The organism is Aquimarina besae (assembly GCF_042434905.1).
Taxonomy (GTDB): Bacteria; Bacteroidota; Bacteroidia; order Flavobacteriales; family Flavobacteriaceae; genus Aquimarina.
Genome location: NZ_CP170199.1, coordinates 2,011,854 through 2,031,005, shown reverse-complemented (window position 1 = coordinate 2,031,005; position 19,152 = coordinate 2,011,854). Strand labels below are relative to the sequence as shown.

Sequence of the window (19,152 nt, the reverse complement as noted above, 5' to 3'; positions counted from 1 at the left end):
CAAATCAAACTAAATACACAAGATCATGGGAAAAGGTTTTTTTCAAGTTCCAACAGCAATCAATGAGCCTGTAAAATCATATGCTCCGGGAACTCCTGAAAGAGAAGAAGTTCTGGCAACCTATAAAGCAATGTATAATGCTACTGTTGATGTTCCTTTATATATTAATGGAGAGGAAATCAGAACAGGAGATACAGGAACAATGTCACCTCCACACGACCATAAACATCAATTAGGAACCTATCATAAAGCTGAAAAGCAACACGTTCAAAAAGCTATTGACACTGCTATTGAAGCTCGTAAAAAGTGGGCAGATTTAGCCTGGGAACAACGTGCTGCCATTTTTTTAAGAGCTGCAGAACTAATCGCTGGACCTTATAGAGCTAAGATCAATGCTGCTACTATGTTAGCACAATCTAAGAATATTTTTCAGGCAGAAATTGATGCTGCTTGTGAGTTTATAGATTTCTTACGTTTTAATGTAGAATTTATGACTCAAATCTATGAAGATCAACCAGATTCTACTAGTGGAGCATGGAACCGATTAGAGTATAGACCACTAGAAGGATTTATCTACGCGATCACTCCATTTAACTTTACTGCCATTTCTGGAAACTTGCCAGCTAGTGCTGCCTTAATGGGAAACACAGTGGTTTGGAAACCCAGTGATAGCCAAATCTATTCTGCAAAAGTGATTGTAGATATTTTTAAAGAAGCAGGAGTGCCTGATGGTGTTATCAACGTAGTTTACGGAGATCCGGTAATGATTACAGATACCGTATTAGCGAGTCCTGATTTTGCTGGAATTCACTTTACTGGTAGTACGCACGTATTTAAAGATATCTGGGCTAAAATCGGAACCAATATCCATAACTACAAAACCTACCCAAGAATCGTAGGAGAAACAGGAGGAAAAGATTTTATCGTAGCGCATCCTAGTGCAAATGCCAAGCAAGTAGCTACAGGAATTTCTCGTGGTGCTTTTGAATTTCAGGGACAAAAATGTAGTGCAGCATCCAGAGCATATATTCCTAAAAGCTTATGGGCTGATGTAGAAAAATACTTAAAAGCAGATATCAAATCCTTTAAAATGGGATCACCAGAAGATATGAGCAACTTTATTACCGCTGTCATCCATGAAGGTTCTTTTGATAAGCTTGCTAAGTATATTGACCAGGCAAAAGAAGATAAAGGAGCAACCATCATTGCTGGTGGTGGTTATGATAAATCCAAAGGATACTTTATTGAACCAACCGTTATCCTTGCAGAAGATCCAAAATACACTACGATGTGTACAGAGCTTTTTGGACCTGTTATCACTATTTATGTATATGATGATAATAAATGGGAAGAAACTTTAGCATTAGTAGATCAAACTAGTGAATATGCATTAACTGGAGCTATTTTCTCTACAGACCGATATGCTGCTGCACAAGCTACCAAAGCGTTAGAAAATGCTGCCGGTAATTTCTACATCAATGATAAACCAACAGGGGCAGTTGTAGGACAACAACCATTTGGTGGAGCCAGAGCATCCGGTACAAATGATAAAGCTGGATCATACCTGAACCTTTTACGTTGGGTATCACCAAGAACGATCAAAGAAACATTTGTAACTCCAGAAGATTACAGATATCCTTTCTTGGGAGAATAATTTCTAGTGAAGTATATAATCCACAAACCGTATATCATTTTTTGGAGTTTGATTCCAATCTTATTGATATACGGTTTTTCTTTTGGCGAAAAAACAATGGATATCAATGTGCACGATACGTATTTTGTCATCTCTATCACACACGTTTTTAATCTCATTTCTCTTTTTTTTGTTGTTATTGGTTTAGTATATTATACTATCAACAAGCTGAATACAAAAAGAAGACCATTACTGACTATCATCCATCTGCTAGGTACACTTGGTGGCATATTCATCCTTTTATTACTTCCTTTACTTTTCCCTTCTGAATCGGACTGGTATTCTGAAGAATTTAAAAATGGAGCAATAAAAGAAAACTTACTAATAACCCAACTAGTTATCTTCACAATCATATTAATCGTTCAACCACTACTACTCTTCCATCTGATGATTAGTTTTTTTAATAAGATTTCCAAATAATAAACTTTTCCATAAAAACAATTACAAACACTATCTTTAGGCAAACATCGATATACGTAAAAGCATACGCTACACTCCATGAATCAAAAAAAAACGCCCTGGTATTTTTTAGTATTACTGATTTTGGCTGGAGAATCTGTATTTATTCTTCCTTTTGTACTCGCACGAGTCTTTAGACCCACAGTACTCGAAGCCTTTAGTTTGGATAACCTACAGTTAGGACTTTGTTTTTCTGTATACGGAATTGTCGCTTTGTTATCCTATCTTTTCGGTGGTCCTTTGGCCGACAAGTTTTCCCCGAGAAAATTGATTGCGGTAGCCTTATGGATGACTGCGCTGGGAGGATTGGTTTATGCTACGTTTCCGGGATACACTACGTTAAAAATACTGTATGGCTATTGGGGATTTACTACCATTTTTTTGTTCTGGGCGCCAATGATCAAAGCGACCCGAGTTTGGGGTGGATCCACCTCTCAGGGAAAAGCATTTGGGTTTCTTGATGGTGGTCGTGGATTAGTAGGAGCACTATTTGGCGCGATGGGTGTGTTTATATTTTCATTATTTACTGCTTCTGATGTTGCACAGGCAACCCTTTCAGAAAGCAGAGCAGCATTTAAACAGGTGATATTGGTGTCTTCTGGTATTGTGAGTCTCGTGGGTATTCTCGTATGGTTTTTTATGAAACTAGATCAAAAAACCGAACAAGAAATCATACTTGAAAAAATCACCATCTCACAAATTGCGCAAGTACTACGATTGCCCTCTGTTTGGTTATTGATGATCATTATTTTATGTGCTTATGTAGGCTATAAAATCACTGATGTATTTTCTTTATACGCCAAAGATGTGATGTTATATGACCAGGTACAATCTGCTCAAGTGGGCACTTTTTTGCTATTTATACGTCCTGTGATTGGGGTATTGATTGGTGTATTGGCAGATCGTACACAAACCACGTTCTGGTTAGTGGTTAGTTTTGTGATCTCTTTCTTTGGTTCTTTATTGTTTGCTTTGGGTCTCATCACAGCATCCGCAACTAGCTTATTTTTTATATCCATATTGGTCGTCGCAACCGGAGTCTATGCTGCCCGGTCTTTATATTTTGCAGTAATGCAGAGTGGTCAGATTCCATTGGTACTTACCGGAACAGCGGTGGGACTTATTTCTTTAATTGGATATACCCCGGATATCTTTGCCGGTGCTGCGATGGGCTATTTGTTGGACAACGCACCGGGCATACAAGGACACCAACATGTGTTTTGGATGTTGGCTTTATTTTCCTGTATTGGTGGTATTACTGCTTGGCATTACTATCGTTTATTTAACAAGAAGAAGTAAATCTGATTTCTTATTTTTGAATTATAGGGAATTTTACGTTTCTTTATAAAATTGTAACTTACGCTACACTTACGTACACAAAAGTTTATAAATAGTTACAAACGGCCACAATCAAAAATTATAATTGAAACCTAGGCACAAGTACTTATACAGACATTTTGTGAAACATTCCCTACATCATAATATGACTAATTCCTCGAACTAACGAAGAGAAAAAGACACTGAAAAAAGGAAAAAAACGATTAACTGATTATTAATAACTAAATTTAACGTTAATCGAGATTAAAAAATCAACCTTAAAATATGAGTAAAACTAAAATATTGTGTCTTATTGGACTCGCACTTTTCGTCATTAGTTATATAATGTTTTCACAAGGTTCTGTATTCATTTATTCTCAGAAACCGATTGATTTTGCTCATTGGATGAACTTGATAGGTGGAGCATTACTAATCAATTTTAACAATGTGTTCCCTAAAAATAAAATGAACTCAGTTGCTTCTTTTTTAACAACTTTAGGGGTATTTGGTAACGTTGGACTTTGTGCTTTAGATTTACTGATGTGGAGCTATGGAAATGATTTTGCTGGGAGAGCAGAATTAGGTAATCAAATTAGCAATACTCCTTCAATATTTTATCCATTCCAAGTACTTGGACCTTCATTTCTGCTAACAGGATTATCGCTACACGCTTGGAATTTTATTCGAAGGAAGCCATTTATCTCATTATTAGTTATCATTGGCGCACCCTTAATTGGAATTTCGTTTTTCGTTTTAAAGAATGGTATCCTAATGGCTATTTGTTGTTTATTATTTGCATTGGGACTTGGGCTACTTTTGTTTCAGTCGGAAAACAAATCATTTGACGGAAAAAGTGAATATACCAAAAACGATAAATAAAAAACGTTGCACAAAGATTTGTATATTGTATTTGCTTCCTTTGGGAAACAAACGCACCATAAAAGAAACGTTGTAAAATATTATGAAAAACTCATCGATAGTTTTAATAGCATCCATTTGCTTATTCTCTCAAACCTCTTGCGAACAAAAAAAGGAATCGAAAATTAATTTTAAAGATTTTGAGATTAGATTATCAAAAGATGAGGAACCGCCATTAATTTTTGAACTTAAAACGGAAAATGAAACTCAATACTTTGTCGAAAATCAACCAAAAAAATGGAAGGGATTAGCCAACAAATCTGAAACAACAATCGGAGTCTATGAATGGAAACTATTTCCACACAATAATATTGAATTTGAATACCCAAGAACATATTCATTTGAGGCAAAATTATCAATAACCAATGACATTTGGACTTTATCAGGCAATGATTTTACAATCATGGTTATAAGACCAATTGTAGAAATGGATGTAAAGGAATATGTCGATGAAATGATAAGCCAATTCGGACAATCAAACTGTTCAACTGAAGAAATAACTGAACAAATAAATTCTTCAAAGTTGAATGGAATAAAACTGTCTGTTACTCTTGCAGGAATTAATCTCGAATTAAATGTTTTCGAAGTAGTTGATAATAATGGAAAGAAAAGTCTGCTTGTATTTCAAGATTCCTTGACCCAGGCAAAAGAAAATAGCAAAGAGTCAAACAAAACAATGGAAAGAATAAAACAGACTTTTAAAATCAATTAGTAAAGTTTTACAACAATTTTTATAACATATTGTTTACGAATTTGTTACTGGGTAATTATTGCAAAATTTACCATCTTGTTTCCTTAATCGGAAATTCAGTATAGTTTTCCACAACAAGCCGTACACAAATATATTATCGTATAAAAAATGAAAAAAAATGAAACCGAAAAGATGATCCATTTTCTCTACCGGATGTCCATGTACGTTAGCGATATAACTCGAGACAATATAGTTTTTTTTATGCACGGGGCTGATTTCGGTAAACGGAGAGAGCCACATTGGACGAAATTGTTGAATGAGTTTATAAGGATCGAATATAAAATTGAAGGACGAGCAATGGGTTGGCCTCATCAAGTTGAATTGTTAAGTAAGCGAGAAGGAATTGAATGGAATGAAGGATTTAAGAAACTGATGCTTGAGATGATTAACAAATCTGATCAAATACCATTTACTAAGAAAATGCAGAACTGGATTAACGATTTAGAGAACTGAAAATTAAATACGTTAGCCAACATAAGCAAACGTTAAAACCTACTTAATTCTTACAAAAAATAAAATATCAATCCAATAAAGATTTATTATGAAAATCAACATCCAAAACCTGAAAAAAAATAATGATTTTTCACCTTCATTTAAGTCTGCTAAAATCCCTATATTTGGTTAAGAGAGGTATAAAATCACTTTTTGGCTTTATGTATTCATCTCATACAATAGAAATTGTAAAAGCATTTCGTGAAATAGCATTATAGCCCCAAAATTTTAGATGATCATTTTTTTTAAAATCCCTTTAACCAACAAATAGAAAATACAAATTGTTTCAGAAAACACAGAGGTTCGATTATTAAAAGCTACAAGCTAAGTACCTGCTTAGAGAATGAGGAAGAAATAAAGAAAGAAAGAAAAAGCAAGTGATTTTATAATTAAATGACAAAAGATTGATAAAAAAAATAATTGCATATCTTTTAATTTCTTCTTGCAGTTGCCTTATGAGCTCTGCACAAGTCAATATTGACTCACTAAAGAGCATCTGGAAAAACACTTCCCAGCACGATACCATCCGTTTAAATGCCATCAACCAGATGGTCAATGAGGGCTATCTATATTCTAAACCAGATAGCGCATTTTATTATGCACAATTACAATATGACTTTGCAAAAAGCAAAGGGCTCAAAAAACAAATGGCCAATGCAAGGAACATGCAGGGAATCTCTCTAATGTATCAAGGCAAATATGACCTTGCTAATGATCATTACACACAGAGTTTAAGCATTCACGAAGAAATAGGCAATAAAGCCGGAATAGCCAACACCTTAAATGGCATAGGAAACAATTTTAGGGATCAAGGAGATTTTAGCAACGCTCTAAAATGTTACAATCGCAGTCTTAGGATTAGAGAAGAAATAGGAGATAAAAAAGGAATTTCTGCATCATTAAACAACATAGGCGTTGTTTATTATAAACGCGGTGACTACACAAAAGCTCTTGATTACCATAATCGTAGTTTGGCCATTAAAAAAGAAATGGGTAATAAAAAGGGAATGGCCTATAGCTTTATCAATATGGGGATCAATTACTTTGAACAAGGTGATTATGTGAATGCCATAGATTATTACAGACGTGGTTTTTCTCTGGTAGAAGAAATAGGAGATAAAAGAGCTATGTCTAGTACCTTAAACAACATAGCGCTGATATATACGAATCAGAATGATTTTGAAAATGCCCTTAAGTATCACAATCAGAGCCTGGCCATCGCCGAAGAAATGAGTGATAAAAAAGGAATTATAGGCTCCCTTAATAATATCGGACTCATTTATAATAAATTAAACAATAGCAAAGATGCTTTTGATTATCTATTTCGTGGTTTAACTATTAGTACTGAAATCGGAGAAAAAGAAGGGATCGCAACTTCTTTAAATAACATTGGAAAAGTCTATTTTGATCAAGGTAATTATGAAAAGGCCAAAGACTTTTATAACCGTAGCTTAATACAAATGGAAAGTATAGGTGAGGTTGGAAAAACAACAAAAATCCTAAGAAACATTGGTGAAAACTATAATGAGTTAGGTGATTATAACAATGCCATCGCATATAACAAACGTGCATTAAATCAGGCGCAAGAAATACGAAACATCATAGAAATAAAAGAAGCAGCACACGCGCTTTACAATAGTTATAAAGCAACCGGAAATTCGCGTAAAGCTTTAGAGATGTTAGAAATTTATATAGCAAAAAAAGACAGTATTGACAGTCAACAGAATCAGCGCGAGGTTATCCGTCAGGAGTACAAGTCTTCTTATGAAAAAAAGGCAATGGCAGATAGCCTAGCTTTTGTAAGAGAACAATTGATAAAAGATGCCTCGATTCAGGTTCGTGATGCGCAATTAGAGAAATCAAAAATCCAGCAAATAGCTTTATATGGTTGTTTGGCCTTAACATTGCTTTTCCTGATGTACGTTTATAGTAGATATCGACTTTTACGTAGGCAAAAGCTTATTATTTCTAAGCAAAATGAGGATATCACCACTGCAATGGAACAACTCAAGCAAAGTAAAACTCAATACAAAGGTTTATTTTCTTCTTTACCTGATGCATTACTCGTTTTTGATTATGATGATAAAGGAATCATAAACGATTGCAATGATGTTGCTGTAAGCTTGTTAGGAAAAAAAACTAAAAACGAACTGATTGGTCATTCTCTATTTGAAATATCATCAAAACGTCAGCTTGGACATAAAAACCCTATCAACTTAAAAAAAGACAAGGTTAAAAAGTTGTCTCCAACTCAAACCTCATCATTTGAATTTGAAATTGATAATGCTGATGGAAGTAAATCTCCGGTATTAGTTTCGATGTGCGTTATAGAAGTAAAAGGTCGTAATCAGGTATTCGCATTACTTAGGGATATTTCTGACATTAAGATCTATCAAAAAGAACTTGAAACATCCAAAACTGACTTAGAATCCACCTTATCAAAACTTCAGGATACGCTTAAAGAGTTAAAAATAAGTAAAGACAAATTAAGTGAAGTCAATAAATGGCTTGAAGATAAAGTAACCGAAAGAACTTTAGAATTAGAGATTGCCAATAAAAAACTAATAGGGCTTGATAAGGCTAAATCGCAGTTTATCAATATTATTAGCCACGAAATAAGAACACCATTAAATGGTATTATCGGAGGTCTTAGTCTTTTAAAAGATTCTAAGTTATCTGAAGAAGCAGCCTCTTTAATCGAAATTTTGGACTTATCTGCCTCAAGACTAAATGATTTTTCAAAAAAAGCTCTGGATATAAGTCTAATCAATGTTTATAACAAGGACATCCTAAAACCAGAAGAAGTTAAAGTAAGGGACATTATAGAAAATACTGTACAACAGGTTACACTTGAAAAAAACGAAAAAGAAGTTACCTTTAAAACAGAATTCAATACGGATATCGATATTATAATAGTCGACTCTAGCTACTTTGGTAAATCCCTTTTTCATATCATTCATAATGCTATGAAATATTCACCAAACAAAGGCACCGTTTCTGTTCTGGTAGATGATCACGATCATAACCTGGTGATCACAGTAAAAGATGAAGGAGATGGTTTTGAAAAAGGATTTACAATTACTAACAATGTGACATTTAGCAATAAAAATCACATCGATGATAATCCTGGTTTAGGCCTTTATTTGGCAAATCAAATTATAGAGATACACGGCGGACATATGGAAAATGGAAATAATGATGACAAAGGAGCCTTTGTTAAAATTTACATTCCAACAACCTCATAAATTCCAGAATATAATGCATCACAAATCTGCAAATCTAAACTATCTATATTGACGCTTGTATAAAACCGTGATCTCAACACAATTGATCATTCTATTTATAACTTATACTTTACCGGAAGGTGGACTACTTTTTTAGTTTCGAAGAAGTCTTCTTTAAAGTAATCCGTTAAACTGTATTCTGTTGCTTTTGGAAACAACGCCAACTCTTCGGTTAAATCCCCTCCTTTGAGGTACAAAATACCATTCGGTAATTCATGGTTTGATTTCTTGGTTACATTTTTACGCACCCATTTCACAAAATCAGGCATATTAGTCACAGCTCTGCTCACGATAAAATCAAAACGATCGTCAAACGTTCCTGCCCTTCGTTGCTCTGCTTTTACATTTTTTAGGCCTAAAGCACTAGCTACTTCATTAACCACTCGTATTTTTTTTGCAATTACGTCGACTAAATAAAAATTGGTTTCAGGAAACAGTATTGCTAACGGTATTCCTGGAAATCCCCCTCCGGTACCTACATCCAATATTTTCGAACCTGCTTTAAACGTTTGTACTTTGGCAATACCCAAAGAATGCAGTACATGGCGCTCATACAAAAGATCGATATCCTTTCTGGAAATCACATTGATCTTCGCATTCCAATCCTTATATAATTCACCAAGCTGCTTGAACTTATCTATCTGATCGTCTGTTAATTCGGGGAAATATTTGAGTAGTATATCCATGAAGTACATTTTAAAGCGCAAAAATACATGTAAACTTCTTATATTTTACTACTTTTTAAGAAGTTAAAAAAATATAAATACCTAACTTTACCGAATAAATTATGACAAAAAACGTTAGGTCATAAATTACAAAGCCCATGACTACACCAAACGTAAAATTTAGCCGAGCGGATTCCGCAAAATTTTTCAGAACTCTGAACAAGCGCGTGAATCAATATTTCAAAGAAAATAATATTAAGCGAACAGGAAACTGGAAACTACACTTGAAAACAATCGTCATGTTTTCTATTTTCCTAACACCCTATTTTCTAATCCTTACGCTAAACATCTCTCAATGGTGGATGTTATTATTGACGATCATTATGGGAGTTGGTATGGCCGGTGTAGGAATGAATGTGATGCATGATGGAAATCACGGATCCTATTCTTCAAAAAAATGGATCAATAAATTAATGGGAAGCAGCCTTTATATCCTAGCTGGAAATGTATATAATTGGCAGGTGCAACATAATGTACTACATCATACCTACACAAATATTCACGGTCATGATGAGGATATGGATGCCGGAAGAATCATCCGTTTTACGAAACACGCAGAATGGAAACGTTTTCATAAATTTCAACATTACTATTCTGTGTTCTTATATGGTTTATTGACCTTTAATTGGGCGATTACCACTGATTTTAAGCAAACAAGAAATTACCTGAAACGCAAGCTGTCTTATGGAAAATTGCCTAGCCCTTTGAAGCAATGGAGTACCGTAGTGATCACTAAGATGATTTATGTAATGATTTGGATTGTAATTCCTATGCTTATTTTGTCTATTGCCTGGTGGAAAATCCTAATAGGATTCTTCATCATGCATTATGTGGCAGGACTTATTTTGAGTATAGTATTTCAGCTAGCGCACATGGTAGAAGAAGCACAGATGCCGCTACCCGATACAACAGGTACAATGAAAAATACGTGGGCGATTCATCAGTTATTTACTACGGTGAATTTCTCTACAAAAAACAGATTGGTTAACTGGTTTACCGGAGGACTAAATCATCAGGTAGAACACCACATTTTTCCGAATATCAGTCATGTACATTACACTAAAATTTCTAAAATAGTAAAACAGACTGCTCAGGAATTCAATCTACCGTATAACGAATATAAAACCACCCGCAAAGCGATTTTGGCTCATTTCAGACATCTAAGAGAAATGGGAATGAAACCCGCGATGCAACCATAACTTTTATTTACCAATTACCAAAATGAGCACACAAGTATCGGAAATGAGTATTCAATTATCAGACAAGATCAACAAATTGAAAGCTTCTGCTACATTAGCCATGGCTGCCAAAGCTAGAGAACTAAGAGCAGAAGGAAAAGACATCATTGGCTTAAGTTTAGGAGAGCCGGATTTTAACACACCGGATTTTATTAAAGACGCAGCCATACAGGCAGTGAACGACAATTACAATTCGTATACTCCGGTGGATGGATATGTAGAATTAAAAGATGCGATTATCACTAAGTTTAAAAGAGATAATAATTTAACATATGATCGCTCTCAGATTGTAGTTTCTACAGGTGCAAAACAATCTTTATACAATGTAGCTCAAGTGTGTCTTAATCCAGGAGATGAAGTTATACTGCCTTGCCCTTATTGGGTAAGTTACAGCGATATTGTAAAATTAGCAGAGGGTGTTCCGGTAGAAGTAAAAACCTCTATTGAGAATGATTTTAAAATGACTGCAGCACAGTTAGAAAAAGCGATCACTCCAAAAACTAAAATGATCTGGTATAGTTCTCCTTGTAACCCGAGTGGATCTATCTACAGTAAAGAAGAATTAAGAGCCCTGGCAGATGTTCTACAAAAATATCCGAATATCGTGGTAGTAAGTGATGAGATCTATGAGCATATCAACTATGTAGGTGATCACGCATCTATGGCGCAATTTGATGATATGTATGACAGAACTGTCACTGTAAACGGTGTAGCTAAAGCTTTTGCTATGACTGGATGGAGAATTGGTTATATCGGAGCCCCACAAGTTATTGCCAGAGCTTGTAATAAAATGCAGGGACAAGTGACTAGTGGAGCAAATTGTATTGCTCAGCGAGCGGTGATAACAGCATTAGAAGCACCAGTTAGTAAAATTCAATATATGGTTGATGAATTTAAAAATCGTAGAAAACTGATTTTAGATTTATTAGCTGAAATACCGGGCTTTGAATGCAACGAGCCCGAAGGCGCATTTTATGTATTTCCTGATGTTTCTTATTACTTTGGAAAGAACATTAACGGAACAACCATAGAAAACGCTTCAGATTTTTCTATGTTCTTATTGGAGCACGCAAATGTAGCAACAGTAACCGGAGACGCTTTCGGAAATGGAAACTGTATCAGAATTTCTTATGCCGCCAGCACCGAACAAATCAAAGAAGCGATAGATAGAATAAAAAAAGTGGTAAGCTAGTTTATCAAAATCATACAACTTTTATAAAAAAACCGATAATTCCATAAAAATTATCGGTTTTCTATTTTTTTAAAATAAATCAACGTTTTTGGAGTTATTGTAATCTTAGTATTTTAATTGTTTTGGGGAAAACATTGAAGTCAGAAATCATTGTAGTTTGAACATAAATAACAATCTTAAAACCTGTATTTGTATTTATGGACATTCTAGAAAAAGAACGTATTGTTCAAAAAAATGTGCTTCAAATTTTCAAAGAAAATTTCAAAGCTCCATACTCAGAAGATGAAATCTTAAATTACACCCCTTCGGATGTAGAGGACACTGCTATATCCTATTATGAGACGATACTGGATATTTTTTATATCGAACCAAAGTATCTTCAAAGCGTAAAAGGAAAGGTAAAAGACACTATTAAAAAAGTAGCCGAACTTTGGAGCATTAATCCATATGCTTTTGGGCCTTGGGAAGAGTCTTTCTGATTGTATCTGCCTACTGTAGTAATATATACTTGAAATAAACTTAAGAATGGTTTTTTTTTGCTCCACCCACACCAAAGGAGAGGTTTAGCAAAGATGTTTTTCACTTTGTAATCAGTTTAAAATTGTTTCAAATTAACGTTATGCTATTATGCTAAGTTCGATTAGTTTTAGGCATGTCATATAAGCGTCACTTCGAATAATTTTTCGTAGTAAAATGAAGAAAAATTTTATTGAGAATAGCTTTCCGGTACTAAAATATAAAATACTTGTTTTTAAAATAAAATTCTTAACAGAATTTCACCCAAACTAACGTATTTCAGATTAGTTCAACTCAAGGTCATTACCTATTTCTCCAGAAGAAAGGAGTAAGCAAAATCAATACGGTAAACAATTCTAATCTTCCGATCAGCATTAAGAAAGAACACCACCATTTTCCGAACGCCGGTAAGACATCAAAGTTATTCACTGGACTAAGTTTACCTAATGCCGGACCCACGTTTCCTAGAGAAGAAGCTGCTCCACCAATGGCGGTTTCAAAATCCAATCCTAACATCCCCAAAACTAGAGACCCAATAATAAATGATAACATATAGAGTATAAAAAATGCTAATATGTTAAATACAATTTCTTTTGAAACAGCTCTTTGATTGTATCGCACCGGCAATACTGCTCTGGGATGTAATGTTCTTTTAAATTCCAGAATACCGTTTTTTATAGTGATAAGGTGTCTTACAATCTTCATACCTCCGGCAGTGGAACCAGCAGAACCTCCTAAAAAGAATAAACCAAAGAAAACGATCTTTAAAAAAGGAGTCCAAACAGTAAAATCAGCTGACACAAATCCAGTAGTAGTTACAACCGCCAACACCTGGAACAAAGCGTGTCTAAAAGCACTCTCGGCTTCACCATACACCATCGGGTGATCTATTACAGAATTAGCAGGATCCGCTTTGAGATAGATAATCAAAGCTGATACGGCAGTAAAAGCAACCAGGAAAATGATATACCACTTAAATTCTTCATCTTTCAGAAACTTCCCAAACTTACCTTTAAAGCCAAAATAACTTAATATAAAGTTCATTCCTGCCAGAAACATGAACAACATGATAATATATTGAATCAAAGGCTGATCATTCCAATATGCCACACTTGCATTTTTTGTAGAAAAACCACCTGTAGATAATGTGCTTAAAGCGTGATTAATAGCATCAAAAAAATCCATTCCTGCAACCTTGAGCAAAACAGTTTCTGCAGCTGTATATCCAAAATAGATTAACCATAACCTTTTGGCTGTATCAGTAATCCTGGGATGTAATTTATCGGCACTAGGACCGGGTGCTTCGGCTGCAAATAGCTGCATCCCTCCAATACCCAGTAGCGGCAAAATAGCCACAGCTAATACAATAATTCCCATCCCGCCAATCCAATGTGTAAGGCTACGCCAAAAAAGAACTCCTTTGGGCACAATCTCTATTTCATTAAGAATGGATGCCCCGGTGGTCGTATATCCGGACATCGTTTCGAAAAAAGCATTAGTAAAGGATGGTATGGCTTCAGAAAATATATAAGGTAAGGTACCGCTTAAAGACATGAATATCCATCCAAAGGTCACTACAATATAGCCTTCTCTTTTATTGATTGATTTGTCATGTTCTCGAGTAAGAAACATTAAAATAATCCCCACAAACATTGTAGACAATGAAGCTAACATAATTTGCAATGTAACTCCATCCTTATAGATAAAACTGATGATGGTTGCTATCAGCATGAATCCCCCGTTACAGAGCAACAATAGCCCCATAATGTGAGTGATAATTTTAAAGTTTAGTCTGGACATCTTACAAGAAAAGATTTTCTATTTTCTTAATTGATTTTGGCAAACAACATACCACTACTCTATCACCAGCTTTTATGTAAAAGCCTCCGAGCGGAATCATTCCTACACCATCCCTAATTACACCGGCAATTATCGCAGAACGCGGAAAATCTAAATCTCTAATTAAGTTATCACTTACTTCAGAAGTTGGTTTTACAATAAATTCCAACAACTCAGCATTCATATTATTCAGTTTTGTCATCGCCACAACCTCTCCTTTTCTGATAAACCTGAATATGTTATTAGCTGCTAATAATTTTTTATTAATCAAAGTATCAATTCCAATAGAATGTGATAATTGAAAATAATCCATATTTTCTACCAAGGCGATAGTCTTACGAACTCCTTTTGATTTAGCGACAAGGCATGACATGATATTGGTTTCAGAATTACCGGTAACAGCAATAAAGGCATCCATATCATCAATATTTTCTTCTTCCAGCAATTCTACATTACGACCATCTCCATTTATAATCAATGCATTTGGAAGATCATCTGCCAAATCAAATGCTTTGTCCTTATCACTTTCAATTAGCTTTACTCTAAATTTATGGTCGCATAGATCGCAGGTAGTTTTATGACCAATTTTACTGCCGCCCAAAATCATTACTTTCTTGATCTGCTCTTTTACCTTACCCGTTAATTTGTAAAGCTCTTCTACCCCACCTTTGGAAGTGACAAAATATACCTGATCTCCTTCTTTAAACTTTGTATCCCCTCTGGGAATGATGGTATATTGTGTTCCCGACCGTTGAATGGCTATCGGCATAAAATGAAGTTCCGGAAAAATCTCTGCTGCTTCACGTACCGTTTTATTTACAAACAATGCAGTTTCGGATAAAGTAGTACCAACCATGGTCAACGCACCGTCTTCAAACTCATAACTATCACTAAAAGCTGATTGATTTAAGAGTAGTTCAATTTCACTGGCCGCCAAAGCTTCCGGAGAAATTAATTCATCAATACCAAATTTGATAAAACCAACTTCGTCTTTATTTTCAATAAACTCTGTGTTGGAAATTCTTGCTATTGTTCGTTTCGCACCGAGCTGTTTAGCTAAAACACAAACTGTAATATTCGTTGTTTCACTAGAGGTAACACTAATTACCATATCTACACTCTGAACTCTGGCATCTTTTAGAATACTTATGGATGTAGCGTCTCCTTTAATGACCCTAATATCCAAATGACTATCTGCATAATTTAGGCATTCTTTATCGGGATCGATAAGCGTAATGTCCTGAGATTCAAACGAAAGTAATTTTGCCAAATGAAATCCTACTTCACCAGCCCCGGCAATAATAATTTTCATCCGTATTTTTTATTATTTATCATCAAAAGATAAAATTAAACTTCAGTAAAAACTTATTTTTCCAAGTGAAAAATTTCTACTGAAAAATAAAAGCCTACAAAGATAATGGAATTTCAGAAACTGGTGAAATAATTAGGAAATAGTACGTTACCTAAGTAGTTATTTATTTAAACACAAAACAATCTTCTTAATCAGGTTGTTAATAGGCATGAATTAGAAGCCAAAATCGGTAATGATTCCTTAACAATCAATATTGAGAAGTTGTTTTATTCAGAATAAAAGTTACTTTTAAATCAAATATTTTCTTTTAAAATGAATAAGATACTATTTTATCTAGCCTTTACATTAATATTCGGATACAAGGGTAATTCACAAACCAGTATTAATCTCGAAGCGATAGACACAAATTTTAGCCCAAGTAATTTCGTGGCACCTTTTAAGGAGCACAGCAAAAATTTAAATAACGAGCTTGATGTTTTATCCCAAAAGATTTTCGATCAAAAAAATGCGACAAAACAAGATACATTAACTTATAAAAAGATCAATCTTGAATTATCTGAAATAAATATTTTTAAGACTGATACATTATTTCATCTTATCGATAAAGAAAAAATGTGGAGTGACGAAAATATTAAAAAATGGGCAATAAGTTATGATATGATGTCTTATTCCAGTTTAGACTCTACCGCTCATTTTAGACATATTTATTTTCCTAAAGTTAGCTTTGTCGAAAATTTGGAAGGACAATTAGTTGTTTTAAGTGCCACAACTTCATATCAAAAACCTAACCCAAAAGAATTTGAAGAATTTTATAAGCTTCTATCAAAAAAGTTTGGAGAACCACAAAAAAGAAAAATCAGGTCTTTAGGAAAAGACAAATATACTTTTGAATGGATTGGTGATAAATTTGTTTATCAAATGGTGTCGCATACCAACGAAGCATCCTTTAAAGAAAACAAGCACAATCTCCGTTTTTATGTTGTTCATAAAGAGTATAATGATTTTGTGAAAGGTAAAATCTCTTCGGGCGACTGGATTGATCTAAAGTAATTACATATCTTCAAAATGATGTTAATACACTGAGTTGAAAATAGAGCTTTGAATTACTTACCGTAACAAAATGACAATCTTTTCCTACGATCCGTATCAAAAATGTATATTTGCCTAAATTTTTTTGAATGTCAGAAAAGATAACTCCATATAAAGACAAAAAAACAACCAAAAAAGAGCAGGTTACCGAAATGTTTGACACAATCTCGGGTAACTATGATGGTCTTAATCGAGTAATTTCTTTCGGTATTGATGTAAAATGGAGAAAAAAAGTAGTGAAAATTGTTAAGAATTCTAAACCAACAAGAATTCTGGATGTCGCTACAGGAACTGGTGATTTAGCTATTAACCTTGCTGAAACGGGTGCTTCAGAAATCATAGGACTAGATATCTCTGCCGGTATGCTGGCAGTAGGAACAGAAAAAATTAAGGCAAAAAAATTGGATCAGATCATTTCTATGGTCAAAGGAGATGGAGAAAGCATGCCTTATGAAGAGAATTATTTTGATGCCATAACGGTAGCTTTTGGTGTACGAAATTTTGAAGATTTAGAACAAGGATTAACAGAAATACTCAGAGTATTAAAACCTGGAGGCACGTTTGTTGTCTTAGAAACCTCTGTCCCTACCAAAACTCCCTATAAACAGGGATACAAACTATATTCTTCAACCCTTTTACCCTTGATCGGAAGAATATTTTCAAAAGATAGATCGGCATATTCATACCTTAGTGAAAGTGCTGCTGCTTTTCCTTATGGTGATGCTTTCAACAATATTTTGAGAAAAATCGGGTTTATAGAAGTCGAGGATCATCCGCAAACGTTTGGTGTTGCCACAATTTATACAGCCACAAAATAATATGAAAAGACTTTTTATAGCAATAGCTGTTATGGTATGTACTCAGAATGTGAGTGCACAATTATTTTCTAAAGAACGAGTTAGAAATCTTCAAAACTATGACAAACCTCGATTAAGTTGGGGATACATTCTTGGTTTTAACAGCTACGACTTTAATTTCGATTATAAAGCTACTCCAGAAGGAGAAGACCCTATTTTGGACGGAGATGTTATAGTGACCCAATCCATAGGTTTTAATGTAGGATTATTAGGTAACATGAGAATTAATGACTATCTGGATCTTAGATTGGAACCCCAGGTCTCATTTGTTAGAAGAGATCTCACCTTTAATTCTCCGGATATTGATGCGAACCAATCTGAAAGAGAGGTTACCTCTACATATGTACATATCCCGTTATTATTAAAAATTTCTACAAAAAGATTAAATAACTTCAAGCCTTTTATTGTTGGAGGAGTTTCGACTTCTCTTAATTTATCAAGTAATGAAGATAATCCTGACGATAACAGTGTAGGTCAGTTTAGAACCAAAACAAATACCAATTATTTTGAGCTTGGTTTCGGAATAGATTTTTATCTGTTTTACTTCAAATTCACTCCGTCTATTCGCGGTGTTTTTGCCATGTCTGATGAGTTGGTTGCTGATGCGGACCCCAATAGTCCTTACACTTCGGCTATCGATAAAATGTCATCAAGAGGAATTTTCATCAATTTTACTTTTCAGTAGAGTAGACTTAGGCACGTCTAAATTCATTTAAAATAATAGCCGCGGCAGTAGCTACGTTTAGACTTTCTGTCTTTTGGATCTTTCCAAATCTAGGTATGGCAATTCTTTTGGATACCAATTGCTCTATTTCTGGTGATACCCCGTTGGCTTCATTACCCATGATAATTACCCCTTGATCAGATAATTTTTGTTGATAAATAGTCTGTCCATCCATGAAAGTCCCATAGACAGGTATTTCTTCCTTTCTATTGATCAAAAACTTGTGTAGATCGGTATAGATAATATTTACTCGGGTTACAGATCCCATAGTAGCCTGAATGACTTTTGGATTATAGCAATCTACTGTTTTTTCAGAGCAGATTAAATCCGTAATTCCGAACCAGTCACATAACCTTATGATCGTGCCAAGATTACCAGGATCACGAACATCATCTAGGGCCAAAATTAATCCCGTATTATTTACAGGTTTTGTTTCTGGGATATAAAATATAGCCAAAGCTACCTGAGGTGTACTGAGAAAACTAATGCTCTTTAACTCTGCTTCTGTAACGATAAAGGTGTGATGAGAAGATGTTTCAAAATAGGAAGCATCAGATGCAAAAAGCGAATGAAGTTTTAAACCAGCATCCAAGAACTCACTAATCACCTTTTTACCCTCTGCAACAAACAATCCATGTTGTTTTCGGTATTTTTTTTGATGTAAACTATGTATTAATTTCTTTTGGTTTTTGCTAACCATACAAATAATGTATTTTTGACACAATAATGACTCTGGATTGAAACAC

General features: G+C 34.5%; 17 protein-coding genes. 13 read left to right on the top strand and 4 right to left on the bottom strand.

Going from position 1 to position 19,152, the window contains the following annotated elements:
• Positions 1-25 precede the first annotated feature (25 nt).
• The 7 genes from pruA to ACE94K_RS08810 all read left to right on the top strand — a co-directional run bounded on the left by pruA (position 26) and on the right by ACE94K_RS08810 (position 8,875).
• A complete protein-coding gene (gene pruA, locus ACE94K_RS08840) occupies positions 26-1,654 on the top strand; it encodes an L-glutamate gamma-semialdehyde dehydrogenase (protein WP_378182990.1) in 1,629 nt (542 codons plus the stop codon).
• Between the two features lie 6 nt (positions 1,655-1,660).
• Positions 1,661-2,113 (top strand): hypothetical protein, encoded by a 453-nt coding sequence (locus tag ACE94K_RS08835; RefSeq protein WP_378182987.1) that lies wholly within the window; start codon positions 1,661-1,663, stop codon positions 2,111-2,113.
• Positions 2,114-2,191: 78 nt separating this feature from the next.
• Positions 2,192-3,451: a nitrate/nitrite transporter gene (locus tag ACE94K_RS08830; protein WP_378182983.1), complete on the top strand. Its 1,260-nt coding sequence runs from the start codon at positions 2,192-2,194 to the stop codon at positions 3,449-3,451.
• 303 nt (positions 3,452-3,754) lie between these two features.
• The gene (locus ACE94K_RS08825) at positions 3,755-4,348 is read left to right on the top strand and encodes a hypothetical protein (protein WP_378182981.1); all 594 of its coding nucleotides are present in this window, start codon (positions 3,755-3,757) and stop codon (positions 4,346-4,348) included.
• 82 nt (positions 4,349-4,430) lie between these two features.
• Complete coding sequence (locus ACE94K_RS08820; RefSeq protein ID WP_378182978.1) at positions 4,431-5,099, top strand: hypothetical protein; 669 nt, start codon at positions 4,431-4,433, stop codon at positions 5,097-5,099.
• A gap of 291 nt (positions 5,100-5,390) precedes the next feature.
• Complete coding sequence (locus ACE94K_RS08815) at positions 5,391-5,591, top strand: hypothetical protein (RefSeq protein WP_378182975.1); 201 nt, start codon at positions 5,391-5,393, stop codon at positions 5,589-5,591.
• A gap of 443 nt (positions 5,592-6,034) precedes the next feature.
• A complete protein-coding gene (locus tag ACE94K_RS08810; RefSeq protein ID WP_378182972.1) occupies positions 6,035-8,875 on the top strand; it encodes a tetratricopeptide repeat protein in 2,841 nt (946 codons plus the stop codon).
• 95 nt (positions 8,876-8,970) lie between these two features.
• On the opposite strand, the gene rsmG is transcribed toward ACE94K_RS08810, so the two are convergent.
• Positions 8,971-9,600 (bottom strand): 16S rRNA (guanine(527)-N(7))-methyltransferase RsmG, encoded by a 630-nt coding sequence (gene rsmG / locus ACE94K_RS08805; RefSeq protein WP_378182969.1) that lies wholly within the window; start codon positions 9,598-9,600, stop codon positions 8,971-8,973.
• Between the two features lie 137 nt (positions 9,601-9,737).
• On the opposite strand from rsmG, the gene ACE94K_RS08800 reads away from it, so the two are divergent.
• The 3 genes from ACE94K_RS08800 (at position 9,738) to ACE94K_RS08790 (ending at position 12,548) form a co-directional block, all read left to right on the top strand.
• Positions 9,738-10,838, top strand: a complete 1,101-nt coding sequence (locus ACE94K_RS08800; protein ID WP_378182966.1) for a fatty acid desaturase family protein — start codon at positions 9,738-9,740, stop codon at positions 10,836-10,838.
• A gap of 43 nt (positions 10,839-10,881) precedes the next feature.
• Positions 10,882-12,069 (top strand): pyridoxal phosphate-dependent aminotransferase, encoded by a 1,188-nt coding sequence (locus tag ACE94K_RS08795; protein ID WP_378184251.1) that lies wholly within the window; start codon positions 10,882-10,884, stop codon positions 12,067-12,069.
• 197 nt (positions 12,070-12,266) lie between these two features.
• Entirely contained in the window at positions 12,267-12,548 is a 282-nt protein-coding gene (locus ACE94K_RS08790) for a hypothetical protein (RefSeq protein ID WP_378182962.1), read from the top strand.
• Positions 12,549-12,888: 340 nt separating this feature from the next.
• Here ACE94K_RS08790 and ACE94K_RS08785 read toward each other — a convergent pair whose 3' ends face one another.
• Positions 12,889-14,385: a TrkH family potassium uptake protein gene (locus ACE94K_RS08785; protein WP_378182959.1), complete on the bottom strand. Its 1,497-nt coding sequence runs from the start codon at positions 14,383-14,385 to the stop codon at positions 12,889-12,891.
• 1 nt (position 14,386) lies between these two features.
• Positions 14,387-15,736, bottom strand: coding sequence for a Trk system potassium transporter TrkA (gene trkA / locus ACE94K_RS08780; protein ID WP_378182956.1), 1,350 nt, complete (start codon positions 15,734-15,736; stop codon positions 14,387-14,389).
• A 312-nt stretch (positions 15,737-16,048) separates the two neighbouring features.
• Here trkA and ACE94K_RS08775 point away from each other — a divergent pair, with 312 nt between their 5' ends.
• The 3 genes from ACE94K_RS08775 to ACE94K_RS08765 all read left to right on the top strand — a co-directional run bounded on the left by ACE94K_RS08775 (position 16,049) and on the right by ACE94K_RS08765 (position 18,367).
• A complete protein-coding gene (locus tag ACE94K_RS08775) occupies positions 16,049-16,786 on the top strand; it encodes a hypothetical protein (RefSeq protein ID WP_378182954.1) in 738 nt (245 codons plus the stop codon).
• A 128-nt stretch (positions 16,787-16,914) separates the two neighbouring features.
• Entirely contained in the window at positions 16,915-17,643 is a 729-nt protein-coding gene (gene ubiE / locus ACE94K_RS08770) for a bifunctional demethylmenaquinone methyltransferase/2-methoxy-6-polyprenyl-1,4-benzoquinol methylase UbiE (protein WP_378182951.1), read from the top strand.
• Between the two features lies 1 nt (position 17,644).
• Positions 17,645-18,367 (top strand): porin family protein, encoded by a 723-nt coding sequence (locus ACE94K_RS08765; RefSeq protein ID WP_378182948.1) that lies wholly within the window; start codon positions 17,645-17,647, stop codon positions 18,365-18,367.
• A gap of 7 nt (positions 18,368-18,374) precedes the next feature.
• On the opposite strand, the gene ACE94K_RS08760 is transcribed toward ACE94K_RS08765, so the two are convergent.
• The gene (locus ACE94K_RS08760; protein ID WP_378182945.1) at positions 18,375-19,106 is read right to left on the bottom strand and encodes a TrmH family RNA methyltransferase; all 732 of its coding nucleotides are present in this window, start codon (positions 19,104-19,106) and stop codon (positions 18,375-18,377) included.
• Positions 19,107-19,152 lie beyond the last annotated feature (46 nt).